This window comes from Chitinivibrio alkaliphilus ACht1 (assembly GCF_000474745.1).
In the GTDB taxonomy this organism is placed as follows: domain Bacteria; phylum Fibrobacterota; class Chitinivibrionia; order Chitinivibrionales; family Chitinivibrionaceae; genus Chitinivibrio; species Chitinivibrio alkaliphilus.
In genome coordinates this window covers 1-17,071 of the sequence record NZ_ASJR01000009.1, presented here as the reverse complement: position 1 = coordinate 17,071, position 17,071 = coordinate 1, and the positions used below count along the sequence as shown (strand labels likewise).

Below are 17,071 nucleotides of genomic sequence, written 5' to 3'. Positions count from 1 at the left end.
CCTAAAACCGTGCAATAAGGGCTATTTCTCCGGGAGAAATTCGAAGAGCAGGTGCTTTTTCTGCTGCTTGTGTTAAAATACGGCGAGATGCAATAAGGTCGCGCACACCAAGCACTTCAAGAAAAGCGCCACCAGCAAAAGACGTAATACCAAGCCCGAGGGACAAGGCTCCATCTCCGCTGTCAGAATCATAGGCATATGCCATGGCAGCTCCGCCCCCCATCAGGACAGCTCCACTAATTACAAGGGCTGTACCAGACTTACGCAGCTCCTGAGATCGCTGCAGGGCAAACACAGCCTCATCCACTGAATCAGCCACGGTTGTCATGCTCAGGAAAAAAATACAAAGAAGTACTGTATGTACCATAATCACACTCCCAAAGAAATAAACATATCCTTACATAGTATACCAATGATACAAAAAAAAGGCAGAAAAAATCTGCCTTTCAATCTTGTTTATCGAAAAAACTTATTCCCGCAAAGAAATACCACGACGATCCAGCTCCATATCAAGCATTTGTGCCACATCTTCTATGGAAAGATCATTTGTATCAAAAACAATATCCGCATCCGGCTCTATGGCCTCAATAACCTTGTCAACACGATTGAAGAACGTCCGCTTCGGCTCCTCCACATCCTCAAGATAGGCCGGTGTTCCATTTTTGGCAACGCGCTCCCATAAAACTTCATAATCATTTTTGAGAAGAATTACGTATGTGTCCTTCGAAAAGATCTCTCGAATCTCCGACAAGAGAAAGGAGGTGCCGCCCGTACTTAGCACTACCGGACTCTTATGGGCGATCTCACGGGCACTCCGTATCTCGTAATCGCGAAATACCGCTTCACCATGGCGTCGGTAGATTTCCCGAAAATTAAGCCGCGCACCCTTTTCCTTGCGAAAAAGAGTCTCAATCATGTTATCCAGATCATAAAAATCTACATGCAGAAGCTCAGCCAGCCGATTGCCAATATTGCTCTTGCCTGAAGCCTTTGGACCGGTAATAAGAATTCTTTTCATATAATCCCCTGTTAATACCCAAATTTGCAATCATGGAGTTTATATTTCATTTGCCTAAACAGCAACTCAACATCATCGTCTATTGGATTACCATATAACACATTAGCATAATCATCTATTACAGTATATACATCCTGCATCTCCTCCGTTGCTATCTGCCGCGTCGCCTCTTCAAGAGGCTCAAGGAGCGATCGCCCCATGGCAGAAGCAAAGGAACGACGAAAATCTACATCCGACCGCAGTAAGGTCGCCTCTTGTTCCAGAAAATTGCGCAACACAGAGTGTAATATAATCTTCGGGGCAGCATATGTATCAAAATTTCTACTTGAAGCCCGGGACGGAATCCGTTCACTGTGCCGTCCTGATCTTTCAACACCCCTCGTAGCGAGGAAATACTCATAGGTAATATCGAGATCTGCACCCGCGAGATCATCATCTGCAATGTGAAAGAAAATATATTTTTCCCCCTCCTCGGGGATACTATTAATGAAATATCTTTCTGCTGTGTACACGCTCCCATCCTGGGCATAAAATGAAAGCTCATGAGAAAAGGTGAGCTCAATATCGTATCGAGCCGGCTGAACCACTTCACTGCCGATGACCTGGATCCGCTCTCCAATATCACGAGCGCTATTTTCTTCAACATACATGGCACGCCCGCCGGTCTCTTCGGCAAGCCGAATTAGTTCTCTATCGGCAAGATCATCGCCATAGCCAATCGTATAAAAAGACAGACCTGCCGTACCCCCATAGGAAATCATGCTATCAATAGAGGCAGAGAGATCTCTGTCATCGGGGCTCCCATGAGTAAAGAAAATAACACAGCTTCGGTAGTCACTGCCGGCAGAAGAGTTTTCCGCAAGGCTCTTCAAGCGGGAAAACACCGTGCTGTAACTCCGCCCCCGCTCGAGGGAAAGCCCGCGAATTTCTTGTCCCAAAGCAGCCGTATCTGGTTCCGCTGCGCTCTGAAAGGGCATGAGCGTGCGAACAGAGCCAGAGTAGGAAATAAGTGCGTATTGGTCTTCCGCAGAGAGCGTGGAGACAAGAGCTGTAACAGCATCAGAGATTTCCTGGGTCATGCCTCCATACAGCCCTTCAGACACATCAACAACAACATACACCTGCAGGGGGCGACGCGCATACTCCCCCGACTCATCAGGGCCAAGAGCAACAACCCCACGCAACATGCTCTCCTCTTCTCCCCAGCGGTCATACTGAAAAGAAACATCAACCATAGCAGCCACGCCGACACAAGAGAGCACTCCCAAAAAAATGCAACTAACTTTATCATAGGTCAATCCAGTCTAAAGTTCTTTCCCAGGTAAATACGGCGAGCCTCTTCATTTTCTGAAAGCTCTTGGGATGTACCGTGTATTAAGATTTCCCCATCTGACATAATATACGTTCGATCGGTAATACGCAAGGTCTCACGAACAGAATGGTCTGTAATCAACACACCATACCCTTTGTCCCGCAGTTGCCCAACAATAGCCTGTATCTCTTCTACAGCAATGGGGTCAACTCCGGCAAAGGGCTCATCCAACAAGATAAAATCGGGGTCTATGGAAAGACAACGAGCAATCTCAGCACGACGCCGCTCGCCACCGGACAGGGCATATCCCGGGCTTTTACGCAATTTTGTAATATTAAACTCATCTAAGAGACGCTCTGTTTTTTCATACCGCTGCTGCGGCGATAAACCGCGGCCCTCAAGAACAGCAAGAATATTTTCCTCCACGGTGAGACGACGAAACACCGATGCATCTTGCGGAAGATAGCCGATTCCCAACCGGGCACGCCGATGCATGGGAGTCTTAGAAACAGATTTCCCATTGAGAAAGATCGCTCCGGCATCGGGAGTAACATTTCCCACAATCATATTAAAGGTCGTACTTTTACCCGCCCCATTCGGCCCCAGAAGCCCCACAATTTCACCCTTTTCAAGAAACAGAGAGACCCGATCTACCACCACTCTCCCGGAAAACTTCTTTATTAGCTCTACAACTTCAATCCGTTTTTTTGTTCACTCACGGTCTTGCCCCCGCCTTTTGCCAGTCTGTTTCACTCTTCCAGATACCTCTCCCCGAATTACCACGGCATCAAGACCGTGGCCCACGCGAAGATCAATCTCATCACCAGCCACGGAGTTTACCGTATGCGAGTCAATACGGGTGATGCCCCGAGCACGACCACGCGCATACACATACTGTGTTTCTTCGCTGAGCCACTCATACCGCACAGTATCTCCCCGCAATGAATCCGTCCCCCCGAAATCAGACCCAAAGGATACCATGGCCGGTATCCATGAATCCATGGAGCGCACCGTTCCGGCAGAATCCATGGTTGCATAAACGGTATCGGCACGCAAGGTGGTATGATCATCTCTATGGCGTTCATACTGCAGTATTTCAACACTGCCATAGGCGTGTAGTTGCTCTGGATATCCACGGGAAAGATCGATAAAGAGCGTTTCTCCGGAGAGGGATACTTGAGGCAGAGGAGAAGAGGAGTCGTACTGACGAAAACGTCCCCGGCCATACACATCCAGATACTGCACCACTGCATCCTGTACGGTAAACACCAAGGTATCTCCATATAGTTCATACCGCTCGGCATCACCTTGTATAAACAACGCCGGATCTCCCCCAAAGGCAGAAAATCGCTCCGTAAATTGCCCTGTCTGCTGTACAGTAAGCGTATCAGCCATAAGCTCGGCATCACCGGCTTCCACATGAACATTTCCAAAGAGAAAAGCAGAGTCACGACGAGGCCAAAACCGTGCAGAATCACTCCGAGAAAGGAGGTCTCCGTCGGTAATACGTACCTCTCTTGCAGCATCAAACCTGCCATCAAAATAGCTTAAGGTATGCGACTGAAGTACGGACATGCTGTCCGTGAGAGACGTATCAGCCCACGTTACAACCCCACTTCGGGAAAATACAAACAGGCTGTCGTGCTGCATGAAATAATCGGCCGTGTCACCAAAGAGGGTCGCCATTCCCACGGTGTCATGGGCAGAAACATCTCCCGTGAGACGAATACGAGCCAGATCGGAGTCGTAGGTGCCCCGCTCGGCGCGAACACCGTATCCGGGACGATCAATGCGGAGATTACCTCGGAGCGCAAAACGCCCCTCACGACGAAACACCTCTACCGTATCGGCACCGATCACCATATCATCATAGCGAAATCGCACATCTCCCATTAAGCGATTTATCAAACGATTATCTTCAAATACATTCTCATTTCGCTGTGCGTGTATCAGGTGGAGCAATCCTTCGCCTACGGAAATACTCACACCAATGCAAAGAAAAAGAAAGAGTTTTAGCCCCATTCGTCAGCCCTCGTTCCGACCAATAAGCGCTTCAAAATTACGAAACTCCCCCTGGACATCTTCGTGAAAGACCCACCAGGAAAAGTCTTCCGCCGCTTCAAACCCACGCCCCCACATTTTTTCTCCCGAAGGCAGTTGTATCTCCACATAGTCCGGTGAGTGCAATTGGCGTGTTTCCTTATCCCAGTAGAGGGTTTCACTACGAATCTGTTTTCCATCCCAGGTCTCAATGGACACAGCCCCCCACAGACGAAAATGATCCATTGACTCAGAGGTTAAACCAGAATCGGCAACAACATTGGTCCCCACCGTGCCGGTGTCGGTAAAAAGCTCCATTTGTACCGGAATTACCTGAATTGGTGTATCCCCGTGTGAACGATAGAGTAGATCGGTTTCCAATACCCACAACAGCGTTCCCCCATCGTATGCATGTAGAGCCGTTTGTTCAATACGTTGCTCGCCCCCCTTTGCTGTTGCCGCCCCTTTTTGAAGACCTGTTTGACGAGTATCACAGGCGCTCAGGAAAATGAAGAGCACGATACAGGGGGCATACCGTCTCATAAAAGGCCTCCGGAAAAGGGTTCACGAATCAAATATATATATAGGTATCCCTCTTTGCAGGAAAGTATATTTAAAAGCAAATTGACCAAAAACCATACTCTTCCTTGGAACACAACCCTATGGGCCATCGACTGATCGAAAAAATAACAACTCTTCTCTTTGATATTCTTGCAATTAATGTTGCCTTAATCATAACCTACTCCTTACGTCAGGAGATCTCCTTATTTAGCCCGGGATACGTAGATACGATACTTGACTTTTTTACCCCCTCCTTGGCCTTTGTATCAACCATGGCATGGCTAATACTCTATTTTTTCAACGGGTTGTATCGGGACTGGTACAAAGAATCGCGCTTAGATGAATTCTTTGTGGTGGCACGAACCATTTGTATCGGCATATTCCTGCTTTTCATTATGCTGTTCAGCGACCAGCTTATCACCTTAGCACAAAACGAAGAGGTTGATCGAATTACCCGCGTCACCCATTTTATTGAACAACTGCGTGGCCACCTCCTCGTCACCTATGCAATTACCCTACTGCTTGCCGCAACGGGTATTCGTTTTATTATGCACAGTATCTATGGTTGGCTTTTCAAAAAAGGTATTGCCACACAAAACATTGTGATTACCGGGGCAAACAAATCATCTCTCAAGCTCATTCGGGAAATCGAACAACACCCCGAACTGGGATATACCTTTATCGGGTTTATTGATGACACTCAAAAGGGAAAGCATTACGGCTACCCAATCCTGGGCAAAAGCGCTGACATTCCTGAAATAACTGAAAAATATCAAATAAACGGTTTGATTATTTCACATATGACCAACTCTGCGCGGGATATCCTCAATATCTTAAAATACTGTTGGGACGAAAAGCTCACCATCTACCTTGCACCATCTCTCATGGATGTCATTTCCGGCCACCTCAAAACCCATGATATCGCCGGTGTTCCCTTGATAGTACTCCTCCAAGACCACATGCCCGGATGGCAAGCGCAAATCAAACGTCTCTTTGACATTGTCATATCTCTCACCATTCTTGTTCCCTTTGCCCCTCTCTGGGGCCTTGTTGCTGCCATGGTAAAAATCACCGACCCTGGTCCCGCCGTATATAAACAAGAACGGATTGGACAAAACGGCAAACCCTTTATTATGATGAAATTTCGCTCCATGTACGTTGATGCTGAAGCACGAAGCGGCCCACAGTGGGCAACGGACAATGATCCACGCATTACCCCCTTTGGGCGATTTATGCGAAAAACTCGCCTTGATGAAATACCCCAGCTTATCAATGTACTGAAGGGAGAAATGAGTTTTGTCGGGCCACGACCAGAACGACAGTTCTTCATAGATAAACTTCGAAAAGAAATTCCGTGGTATGTGAAGCGACTTAAAATGAAGCCGGGAATCACCGGTTGGGCACAGGTAAAACATAAATATGATGAAACCATAGAGGATGTGAAGACCAAGGTGATGTATGACCTCTACTACTTTGAAAACATGTCCCTCCTTCTCGATATAAAAATTATAATTCAAACAATTCTTGTGGTCTTCACCGGAAAAGGAGCAAAGTGAGATTTCTTGCTGTTGATGAGGGTAATAGCTGCATCAAAGTAGGTCTCTTTAGGGGAAGTACCCACACACCGGAAAGTGTTTGGAGTATACAACACCCCCTATGCCCGGACGATCTACCCCGTATCTTAGGAGAAGAGCAGAGGGGGCTCCCCCTTTGCCTGAGCTCTGTACGTGCCCCTGAGCACACCGCAGCCCTCTTTTCAAGGTTCAGCACGACAGTCATACTTTGTCAAGCACAGAAGATACCCCTCAGCTCGGCGTATGCACCGGGAGAGCTTGGTATAGATCGTGCCCTTGGCGCTCTTGGGGCATTATACCACTATCCACAAGAAAACTGTATTATTATAGACGCCGGAACCGCCATCACCATAGACCTTCTCAAAGATACCAATGTCTTTTGCGGGGGTTTTATACTCCCCGGTATTACCGCAAAGAGAGATGGATTGTGTCAGAAAACCCCCCGTCTTGCTACAGCACTGGAGTCAAGAGGGCTTTTTCTTTCGCCAACAATCCCTCAGAATACCAGAGAAGCCCTTTCCGGAGGTATCCTTCTGGACACTTGTGGCGGCATTGAAAAGTGCGTATCCCACCTTGCTTCTTTTGTTCAATCACCACGTATTATCGCAACGGGAGGAAGCTGGGACACCGTGGCACCATATATGAGTATCTCCGTCCAGTACATACCGCACTTGGTGCTTCAGGGTATCGCAGCCTATTGTAGAACTATTACCCCCCGCCTCTAAAAGAGCATCTGTGATGAAGGATCCTCCTCTTCATCACGGTCACGCGAATCTGGGGGGGTACCAAAATAGTCGATCACATTTGAGGTGTCACGGCGTTGCTCTACCCCATGCTCTGTACAGCGATCCGGAACATTACTCCGCAGAAAATGCGTAGTATACCGTCGGGGACAATGGGATGTAGCCAACTCTCCCGTATCCTCGCAAACACGATGCTCTACAACCTCATCGGTGAGAGGAAACTCCTCACGGGATGCCTCATCGTGAAGACTTTGCATAAGGGGTGTCCAAATAGGAATTGCACCGCGGGACCCCGTAATACCCCGCCCCATGGTTCTACGCTGATCGGCCCCTACCCACACTCCGGTTGTGTAACGGGGTGTATACCCCACAAACCAAGCATCAGAATAGTTATTGCTGGTCCCTGTCTTTCCCGCAGTGGGATGACGAAACCCCTCACGACGAACAGCACCGGCAGTCCCCTCAGAGACAACCTTTTCAAGCATTTTTGTCATTACCGTTGCAACATCTGGAGAGAGAACCTCCTGTTCCTCAAGGTCATTACGAAAGATCACTCGTCCGTGATTATCAACAATAGAATCGATGAGATAGGTTTGACGAAGCGTACCCTGATTTGGAAACACGCTGTATGCCCTTGTTAATTCGAGGTTGCTCACATTACCAGCACCAATTGCAAGAGCAGGAACTGCAGGCAAGTGTCCAGAAATACCCATTCGTCGGGCAAGAGAAATAACATCTGTGGCACCAATATCCAGGAGCACCTCTATCACGACAAGATTCAGGGAACGCCGTACAGCATACTCAAGGGAAACTTCGCCGTGAAACCGCCGGTCAAAATTGACCGGACGCCACTCCCCTTCGGAGGTTTCAATGGTGACAGGTTTATCAATAATTTGTGTCGCCGGGGTATATCCCTGCTTTAAGGCAGCGGTGTACACGAAGGGCTTAAAGGCTGAGCCGGGTTGGCGACCGCCCTGCATGGCACGATTATAGCGGCTCTCGGAGAAGTCCCGCCCACCGATTAACACACGAACCGCACCGGAGCTATTATCAAGAGTTACCACGGACGTTTGTAATTGTCGAAGCTTTAATGAGTCATGCAATGCCTCAAAGGTATCTCGATGTTCATCGTAGAGCTGGGAGAAATTATCAAAGAGGGAGTCGCGCGATACACCAATCATTTCCCATGCACGATTCTCCGTAATAAAGAGCCTGTTGGGAATACGCTGCAAGGTATCTAGATGAGCTGTAACGGCCTCTTCGGCCACGGCTTGCGCCTCTGTATCCAAGGTAGTATATATGGATAAACCTTGATGATATAACCGATCTTCACCAAACATACGTAACACCTGCCGACGAACCTCTTCAACAAAATAGGGAGCCTGTGCCGAGGTGCGCTGCGCCGGCGTTGCCTCAATGGGTTGTTCCCGATAATGATGAAAATCCTCCTCTGAGATAAAGCCATTACGCGCCATGGCTGCCAGAACAGTGTTCCGCCTGTTAAACCCTCGGGTATGATTGGCATCACGATCAGGGCGAAACGCTTCGGGGCGCTGAACAGCCGCGGCAAGCAAGGCCGATTCATGAAGACTCAAATCATACACGGATTTACTAAAATACTGCTGACTGGCGGCCTCCATCCCATAAACCCCTGCCCCCATGTATACCATATTGAGATAGAGCTCGAGAATTTCATCTTTTATATAATATCGCTCCAAATCGATGGCCGTTAAAATCTCCCGGATTTTCCGCATAATCCGCTTATCATGGGTTAAAAAAGCATTTCGCGCCAGTTGTTGCGTGAGGGTTGAAGCCCCCTGCGAATATCCCCGCTGAACAACATTTGCCATGGCTGCACCGACGATGCGTCGAATGTCAATTCCCCAGTGCTCGTAAAAACGCGCATCCTCAATGGCAATAACGGCCTGCACCAAGTGCTCAGGAAAGGAATCGAGGGGCATCCAGAATCGACGCTCAATACTAAACTCATGCACCACCTCTCCCTCTGAGTCATACACCGATGTAACAAGGGAGGGACTAATATTTGACAATTGCTCCGGCTCAGGAAGGGTTTCTGCCACGGATGTGTAAAAGAACCACGCTGAAGCCCCCCCGAGAACAAGGAAAAAGAGTATCGCCGCAGCACCGCCAATCCATAGAACCGTTCTGTCTTTAACGGCCGCACGATCCGTAGGAGGTGCCTTTTTGTTTGAGGTGAAAGTTAAGGGAGATTCGCTCGTCATGAAGTAACTAACCTTTGCAAAAAAATTCGTACACATTTAAAATAATTCAAGACATCCTCTTTTGCTTTTTGAATTCCTATTTTCCCAATATACCCTTCCTAAAATGTATATTGCCTGGTAATAAAAATACCGGAGAAATCTAACTCACCAGTGTATCATTAAATTATTTTCGTACTTTCCTCGTTTATGAGAGACTGGAGCTATTCGGAGACCCTATGAACAAACTCACTATTGCCCTCCTGTGTATGCTGGCCCTCTGTACAACCCTCTCTGCGGAACCCCTTATTCGTTCAATTACCATTGAAGGTGTATCTTCAGAAGAAACCGCGCGCATACAACAAAACCTTCCTGTTTCAGAGGGAGACCAATTCACGCGAGCAGTAACTGCACAAATTATCCGAACCCTTTACAATACTGATATGTTTCGCGATGTCTCTGTCACGCCCGAAGAGGGGGATGAGGGCGTTGATCTTCGTATTACCCTGGAACCCAATCTGTACTGCGACATCTTCGAAATAGAAGGCAACGACGAGTTTTCCACACGGCAGATCCGAGACAGCATTACCATATCTCGCGGGGTACTCCTTACTGATCAGCTTCTTCACGAAAACAAGCGAATCCTTCAAAATATGTACGCTGAACGAGGTTTCAACAACGCAGAAATCGACTTTGACCTGCAGGAATCCTCCGTTGACGGCTACGCCATTGTTATCATTCGTATTGATGAAGGGGAGCGTGTGTACGTAGATGACATTATCTTTGAGGGCAACGAAGTCTTTAGAAACCGTCGGCTGCGACGACGCTTACAAGAAACAAAACGGCGCCATATATTCTCACGCGGGACCTTCAAGGAAGAAGACTTTCAGGATGACCTGCAGGAGGTGGTTACCTATTATCAAAATCGTGGTTATCTTGACGCGCGCATTTCTGAGTATGAAATAACAACCCCCGACGATGAAAATGCCTTGGTTATCACCATTACCGTGGACGAAGGCCCACGCTATTATGCGGGTAATTTCTTTTTCGATGGAAATACCGTCTTTGAAGACGAGCAGCTGGCCCGTGCCGTCGCACTCTCTCAGGGCGATGCATTTTCGCAAGAAGAGTTTGAGAAATCAACCATGCAAGTAGGTGATATGTATCGAAACGATGGATATCTCTACGCCCAGATACAGCCGGAATTGGTGTATCGTGATGATACAATTGATGTAATCTACTCCTTTCGTGAAGGCCAGCCTGCCGTGGTTGGAAAGGTTCGCATCACGGGTAACTCTAAAACCAGAGAGCAGGTCATCCGCCGCAATCTGCGTATCTACCCCGGTGAAGTATACAGCCAGTCTGCAATCCAGCGTTCAATTCGGGAACTCCATCAACTACAATATTTTAAAGATATTCGTCCTGATATTATCCCTCGCAGTGAAGAGTCGAACATCGTTGATATCGAATTCAAGGTCATTGAAAAGGATAATCTCGGCCAGTTTTCTGCCGGGGTAACCTACAGTGGCGATGGTGGATTCGGTGGAAACGCCTCCGTTTCAATTCCCAATTTTCGTGGCGCCGGTGAACAGTTGGACGTGGAGTTTCAACGCCTCCAGGAACGGGTTCTTGTTTCCGGTGGATTTCAACGCCCTTGGATCTTCGACCGTCCTATCAACTTCACTGGACGTGTCTATTGGGAAAAAGCGGACTATGCAAGTGAACGATTCCAAATGTATAATTATGAACGGATTGCGGCAGAATCTGGCCTTGGACGACGCCTCACCTGGCCTGATGATTACTGGAGTGGTTCCTTTCGATATCTCATTGGTCACGACCGCTACAATCGGGATTATACCCTCACAGAAGATCGCCTTGGGGTGAATATCGTATCAGAGGGAACCTTAAGCCGACTTTTTCTCCGTCTTGGCCGTGATGACAAAGACCGCCCCACCTTCCCTACTCAGGGATCAGCCTTCGGTGTTTCTGCCTTTCTCGGCGGTCTTGGTGGCGACTACAACTACCTCAAAACCACCTTTGACTATGAGTGGTACATGCCCCTTTTCTGGAAATTTACCCTGGGGACATCAGGAAAAGTAGGAACCATAAACCCCCTCTATGGCTCTACTCCCGACTTGGGGCATAACGATCTTTTCCGTGTTGGAGGAGTCTATTATGACGGGGTAATCCGCGGATACAGTGAGTCTGACTTCCAGGAGAACCTGGCCATGGCTACCATGTCAGGGCAAATATCATTTCCCATTGTAGACCAAACTTTTTATGTTGCCGGGTTTATTGACGGTGGAAACAGTTTTTCCGACCTCGACGAGTTTGGAAACGATTTCTATATGGGTACGGGCTTTGGCTTTCGCCTTATGCTTCCCATGGTTGGGCTCATTGGCTTTGACTTTGCCGTACCACTCAATGATAAAAACGCCTTTGGCTTTGAAAAAGACGGTCCCGGAGACTGGACCAGCCACTTTATTATGAACAAAGATTTTTAATAACCCCCTGGAGGTATGATGAAAAAATACGCAGTAGTACTCTGTATCGCCCTTGCAGCAACCCTTGCTTTGGCTGGAAGCCCCCGAATGGGCTACATTAATTCTGATCGGATTATTAGAGAAACCGGCATGGTACAAGATGCAAAACAGGAGCTGCAAAGCTTTAGTGCTCAGAAAGAGCGAGAAGCAACAGAGATGCAGCAGGAAATGCAAGAGCTCCAGCAGCAGCTTGAGCAGCAGCAACTCATGTTGAGTGAAGAACGCCAACAGGAAATGATGACAACCCTTCAACAGAAGTATGCTGAATATCAGGAGTTTCTCCAACAACACTTTGGTCAAACCGGCTCTATTGCGCAAAAAAATGAAGAGCTCATGGAACCCATTATGGAAGAAATAAATAAGGCGGTACAGCAAATTTCTGAAGAAGATGCATACGATTTCATTTTCGACAGCACTGTTGGCCTCATTTATGGTGATCCGTCGTACGACATTACCGACAAAATCATTTCTATCCTTAATGCAGGCAATTAAGGCACCCATGGAGCTTTCTCGAATTGTAGCGGCGATTGATGGAACAATGGAAGGGCCTCTCCCTTCCATTTCAATATCCCGTATTGCTTCCTTCGATACGGCTGACGAAACCAGTATCACCTTTCTCTCAAAACCAAAGCATCGTGCAGATGCAGCAGCATCGCCCGCCTGTGCGGTAATAACAAAAGAAGCATGGCCCATACCGGGAAAACATAACATCTTTGTGAAAGACCCCTATTGGGCCTATGCAGTGGTAGCGCAGTTGTTTGAAGATCAAAGCCCGCCCTTTGGGGCAGGAATCTCTCCCCACGCCTACATCGATCCCACGGCAAAGATTGGTGATTCTGTTACTATTGGACCGGGCTGCTGCCTTGGAGCCCACACCCGTATCGGAGTAGGAACCCGAATTGATGCGGGGGTTATTATCGAACCGCACGTAGAAATCGGGGAAGAGTGTATCTTTCACTCCGGTGCGATTGTCCGTTCTCACTGCCGTATTGGCGCACGGGTGATTCTTTCATCGGGAGCTGTCATTGGCAGCGAAGGATTTGCCAATGCCTTTCATGAAGGAAGCTTTACTCGTATCCCCTGCTTCGGCACCGTAGTCATTGAAGACGATGTCGAAATAGGGGCAAACACAACGGTTGACCGAGGAAATTTTGAAGACACCTGTATTAAAGCGGGGGCACGCATTGATAATCTCGTCCAAGTAGCACACAATGTTGAGATCGGAGAATCATGCGGCATTGCTTCCCAAGTTGGCTTTGCTGGATCTACAAAGGTTGGTCGACAGGTTATGATCGGGGGACAGGCAGGCTTTGCTGGACATATCTCCATTGGTGACAAAGCTTTTATTGGGGCCAAAGCCGGGATTCCGGGGTCGGTTGAATCAGAAGCAAAAGTTACGGGAATTCCCGCAATTCCTCTGCTGGAACGTCGAAGAGTAGATGCAGCAGAACGAAAACTCCCCGACGCCCTCAAGGAACTTCGACGACTCAAATCTGAAATCGAACACCTAAAGGAGCTTCTCCAAAAATGAAGCAGAAAACAGTGCAAAAAACAGGATCTCTCAGTGGGATTGGCCTCCATACGGGTGCAGAGTCAACAGTTACCCTTGTTCCGGCTCCCGAAGACTACGGCATTCGCTTTGTACGGGTCGATTTACCCGATAAAACCGAAATACCTGCAGATATCAATTTTATTGTCGGCAATGCGCGCGGAACGGCTATTGGCATTGGCAGTGCTGTTGTTCACACCATTGAACATCTCATGGCAACCCTGGCTGCCTTTGGTATTTCAAACCTCCGTGTGGAGGTAAATGCTGAAGAGATCCCCCTCATGGATGGATCGGCGCAACCCTTTTTCTCCCTTGTAAAAGAGCTGGGCGTCTGTGAACAGGAAAAAGAGCAGGAGTACATTGTTATCAGTGAACCTATGTGGCTCTATTCCAATGGCAACACCGCGCTCTCCGTATTTCCTGCGGACCAGTTTCATCTCTCCCTTATGATGGATTTCGATAATCCCGCCATCGGGGCACAACACACTACCATATTTAATCTCGAAGATTTTGAGACCGATTTTGCCCCGGCCCGAACATTCTGCTTTCTTTCTGAAATTGAGCATCTCCGGGAAAAGGGTCTTATCAAGGGTGCCAGTATCAACAGTGCCGTGGTGGTTCAAGACAAGTCCTTCTCCACCGAGGATGCCCATCGTCTGGAACAGCTTATGCAGCAGGATGAAACAATCCGTCCGGGTACAAACGGGTTTGTAAACAATACGGAGCTTCGCTTTGAAAACGAACTCTGTCGCCACAAAGCCCTCGACTTAGTGGGCGATCTCTATCTCCTTGGCAAGCCTCTTAAGGGGCATATTCTCGGGGCACGATCCGGCCATGCGGCAAACCATGAATTAGCAAAAAAAATACGTGAACATTTTAATAAAAAGGAACAGAACATGTCAAAGATCGAGTACAAGGATATTCTTCAACTCCTCCCCCATCGCTATCCCTTCCTGCTCGTAGATGGTGTCGACGAGATCACTCCCGGAGAGAGTATTGTCGCCTATAAAAATGTCTCCTTTAATGAGCAATTTTTCCAAGGCCATTTTCCTGATAATCCCATTATGCCGGGGGTGCTCCAAATTGAAGCTCTTGCCCAAGCAGCCGGCCTTATGGCTCTCTACGGTGATGATGCTGATACGGGTAATGCGCAGATGCTCTTTCTCGGTGTTGATAAAGTGAAATGGCGCAACCCTGTTCGCCCTGGCGATAAACTCGTTTTAAAAGTATCGAAAGAGAAGATGGCACGAAATATCCTTTCTGCGAAGGGAAAAGCGTACATCGGCGATAAAATCGCCTGTCAAGCAGAACTCCGCTGCATGATCACCAAGGAGTAGTATGAGCACAACCATTGATCCACGTGCTATTATTGCAAAAAATGTAACCCTTGGGGAGAACGTCACTGTCGGCCCCTTTGCTATTATAGAAGAAAATGTCTCCATTGGCAGTGATACAAAAATTGGAGCAAGCGCATACATTGGCAGTGATACCACAATTGGCCAAGGTTGTCAGATATACAACCATGCCTCCGTGGGCACCCTTGCGCAGGATTTAAAATATGCGGGGGAAGCCTGCTCTCTGACCATCGGTGACCGTACTATGATCCGTGAGTTCTGTACCATTAATAAGGGAACAGAAGCCAACCGGGGTCGCACAATTATTGGTAGTGACTGCGCGCTTTTGGCTTATTGCCATGTAGGTCATGACTGTATTATTGGAAACCATTTTATTGCTTCCAATGGCTTAGCCCTTGCTGGACATGTACGGGTGGGCGATCACGTCATCTGTGGAGGAAATGTTTCGGTACACCAATTTACGCAGATCGGCTCCCATGCTTTTATTGGGGCAAATAAATATGTCACCATGGATGTGGTTCCCTTTGCTCTCGTTGCCGGAGATACCCTTTCGGCTTTCATCTACGGAATTAACAGTGTGGGACTGAAGCGCCGCGGGTTTACAGCGGAAGAGCGTCGTACTATTAAATCAGCCATTACAATTCTTCTTCGCAAAGGTCACACCCGTGATGCGGCAGTTGCCCTTCTCCAAGAACGGTGGCCCCATGAAGCCCATGTGGAGACACTGCTTTCTTTTATTGAGAAAAGCACCCGGGGGCTTCTTCAATTTAAAAAATAATTGCCTTTCAGAATAACGAATATATATATTATGGCACAACAAGTCGGGAAGTAGCGCAGTTTGGTAGCGCGCTTGGTTTGGGACCAAGATGTCGCAGGTTCAAATCCTGTCTTCCCGACCATGATTATGAGGAACCATGATGGATCTCAACACGACACTCTTTCTCCTCATCTGTGGTGGATATTTTTTTGGATTATTTTTCGATCGTCTTAAGCTTCCCAGTATTTTGGGTATGCTTATCTTTGGCATTTTCGCTTCCCTTACTATTGGAAATTACGCAAGCCCGCTTCTTTGGGAAGTTGAACCCTCACTCAAATCTTTTGCTCTCACCATTATTCTTCTCCGCGCAGGCTTAGGAATAAAAAAAGAGAGCCTTCGGAAAAACGGCACAAGCGCTCTGCTGATGAGCTTTCTGCCGGCAACCCTCGAAACCATTGTGCTCACCCTTGCCCTGCACTCCCTCCTGAGCTTCTCCCTGCTTACGGCCCTGCTTACGGCCACCATGCTCACAGCAGTTTCTCCAGCAGTTATTGTACCGGCCATGCTTGATCTCACTGCCCGAAATCGGGGAAATAAGAAAGATATCCCAAGCCTTATTCTTGCGGGGGCATCCATTGACGATGTATTGGCAATCACCCTCTTTTCACTTCTCCTGCATGGTTTGACAGGAGAGGCCTTTTCCCCACAGGAAATAGCTCTTATGACGCCCCTCGCCTTGGTTACCGCCGTGGTCGCAGGAGCCTTTGTTGGTAGAGTCTCTATTTATTACTTTTCAAAACATCCTGAGAAAGTTCGCGATACTGAGAAGGTCTTACTTCTTTTAGTAGGAGCCTTCTTTCTTATCTCTCTTGGTGAAATCATACACATCGCATCCCTTCTTGCTATTATGACTGCCGGGTTTATTATCCTGGAAAAAAATTCAGATATCGCCGCTCGTATTGCAGAAAAACTCTCCAAGATCTGGGTCTTTGCCGAGATTATTCTGTTTGTACTCATCGGTTTTTCCCTCGATCTTTCCGCAGCACTCTATGCAGGCCCGCGCGGAGTGCTGATTATCCTCATTGGTGTGTCTGTTCGCAGTATCGGTGTCTGGATATCCACCATCCCTTCACGGCACTTAACCAAGAAAGAGCGCCTCTTTTGCGTTTGTGCCTACATTCCAAAGGCAACGGTTCAAGCAGCTCTTGGAGGAGTAGCCCTGTCTCATGGGCTGCCTGAAGGGGATATTATACTCGCTCTTGCGGTAATTTCTATTCTCATCACTGCCCCCGTTGGCCTTATTGGCATACGACTTGGCAGCACCTATCTGCTTACGGACGAATCCTAACTTCTACCCCTCCCCGACTTCACGGCTCACCCTACCTTCACATTCGACGGGG

At 48.0% G+C, this 17,071-nt stretch carries 15 protein-coding genes and 1 tRNA gene; 9 read left to right on the top strand and 7 right to left on the bottom strand.

Annotated elements, in window-relative coordinates; translation table 11 throughout:
* Position 1: 1 nt before the first annotated feature.
* The 6 genes from CALK_RS05580 to lptC all read right to left on the bottom strand — a co-directional run bounded on the left by CALK_RS05580 (position 2) and on the right by lptC (position 4,913).
* Positions 2–367: a hypothetical protein gene (locus CALK_RS05580; protein ID WP_022636690.1), complete on the bottom strand. Its 366-nt coding sequence runs from the start codon at positions 365–367 to the stop codon at positions 2–4.
* A gap of 102 nt (positions 368–469) precedes the next feature.
* Complete coding sequence (locus CALK_RS12130) at positions 470–1,018, bottom strand: shikimate kinase (RefSeq protein WP_022636689.1); 549 nt, start codon at positions 1,016–1,018, stop codon at positions 470–472.
* 11 nt (positions 1,019–1,029) lie between these two features.
* Positions 1,030–2,253 (bottom strand): VWA domain-containing protein, encoded by a 1,224-nt coding sequence (locus CALK_RS05570; RefSeq protein ID WP_034636977.1) that lies wholly within the window; start codon positions 2,251–2,253, stop codon positions 1,030–1,032.
* A gap of 59 nt (positions 2,254–2,312) precedes the next feature.
* Entirely contained in the window at positions 2,313–3,029 is a 717-nt protein-coding gene (lptB, locus tag CALK_RS05565) for an LPS export ABC transporter ATP-binding protein (RefSeq protein WP_034636974.1), read from the bottom strand.
* Between the two features lie 12 nt (positions 3,030–3,041).
* The gene (locus tag CALK_RS05560) at positions 3,042–4,352 is read right to left on the bottom strand and encodes an LptA/OstA family protein (RefSeq protein ID WP_022636686.1); all 1,311 of its coding nucleotides are present in this window, start codon (positions 4,350–4,352) and stop codon (positions 3,042–3,044) included.
* Between the two features lie 3 nt (positions 4,353–4,355).
* Positions 4,356–4,913 carry an LPS export ABC transporter periplasmic protein LptC gene (gene lptC, locus CALK_RS05555; RefSeq protein ID WP_022636685.1) on the bottom strand — a complete coding sequence of 186 codons (558 nt, stop codon included), beginning with the start codon at positions 4,911–4,913 and terminating at the stop codon, positions 4,356–4,358.
* 119 nt (positions 4,914–5,032) lie between these two features.
* Here lptC and CALK_RS05550 point away from each other — a divergent pair, with 119 nt between their 5' ends.
* Together CALK_RS05550 and CALK_RS12125 are read left to right on the top strand one after the other, a co-directional pair.
* The gene (locus CALK_RS05550; protein ID WP_022636684.1) at positions 5,033–6,487 is read left to right on the top strand and encodes a sugar transferase; all 1,455 of its coding nucleotides are present in this window, start codon (positions 5,033–5,035) and stop codon (positions 6,485–6,487) included.
* Complete coding sequence (locus CALK_RS12125; protein WP_022636683.1) at positions 6,484–7,230, top strand: type III pantothenate kinase; 747 nt, start codon at positions 6,484–6,486, stop codon at positions 7,228–7,230. Before CALK_RS05550 ends, CALK_RS12125 begins: the two co-directional genes overlap by 4 nt.
* Here the strand turns inward: CALK_RS12125 and CALK_RS05540 are convergent.
* Entirely contained in the window at positions 7,227–9,491 is a 2,265-nt protein-coding gene (locus tag CALK_RS05540) for a penicillin-binding protein 1A (RefSeq protein ID WP_022636682.1), read from the bottom strand. The genes CALK_RS12125 and CALK_RS05540 overlap by 4 nt on opposite strands.
* A gap of 215 nt (positions 9,492–9,706) precedes the next feature.
* Here CALK_RS05540 and bamA point away from each other — a divergent pair, with 215 nt between their 5' ends.
* The 7 genes from bamA to CALK_RS05505 all read left to right on the top strand — a co-directional run bounded on the left by bamA (position 9,707) and on the right by CALK_RS05505 (position 17,019).
* Positions 9,707–11,971, top strand: a complete 2,265-nt coding sequence (gene bamA, locus CALK_RS05535; protein WP_022636681.1) for an outer membrane protein assembly factor BamA — start codon at positions 9,707–9,709, stop codon at positions 11,969–11,971.
* Between the two features lie 18 nt (positions 11,972–11,989).
* The gene (locus CALK_RS05530) at positions 11,990–12,502 is read left to right on the top strand and encodes an OmpH/Skp family outer membrane protein (protein WP_022636680.1); all 513 of its coding nucleotides are present in this window, start codon (positions 11,990–11,992) and stop codon (positions 12,500–12,502) included.
* A 7-nt stretch (positions 12,503–12,509) separates the two neighbouring features.
* Positions 12,510–13,541 (top strand): UDP-3-O-(3-hydroxymyristoyl)glucosamine N-acyltransferase, encoded by a 1,032-nt coding sequence (gene lpxD, locus CALK_RS05525; RefSeq protein ID WP_022636679.1) that lies wholly within the window; start codon positions 12,510–12,512, stop codon positions 13,539–13,541.
* A complete protein-coding gene (locus tag CALK_RS05520; RefSeq protein WP_022636678.1) occupies positions 13,538–14,896 on the top strand; it encodes a bifunctional UDP-3-O-[3-hydroxymyristoyl] N-acetylglucosamine deacetylase/3-hydroxyacyl-ACP dehydratase in 1,359 nt (452 codons plus the stop codon). The genes lpxD and CALK_RS05520 overlap by 4 nt, the downstream gene beginning before the upstream one ends.
* Before the next feature lies 1 nt (position 14,897).
* Positions 14,898–15,692 (top strand): acyl-ACP--UDP-N-acetylglucosamine O-acyltransferase, encoded by a 795-nt coding sequence (gene lpxA, locus CALK_RS05515; RefSeq protein WP_022636677.1) that lies wholly within the window; start codon positions 14,898–14,900, stop codon positions 15,690–15,692.
* A 44-nt stretch (positions 15,693–15,736) separates the two neighbouring features.
* Positions 15,737–15,813: transfer RNA gene (locus tag CALK_RS05510), tRNA-Pro, on the top strand.
* Positions 15,814–15,828: 15 nt separating this feature from the next.
* Positions 15,829–17,019 (top strand): cation:proton antiporter, encoded by a 1,191-nt coding sequence (locus tag CALK_RS05505; protein ID WP_081698015.1) that lies wholly within the window; start codon positions 15,829–15,831, stop codon positions 17,017–17,019.
* The last annotated feature ends 52 nt before the right edge of the window (positions 17,020–17,071 follow it).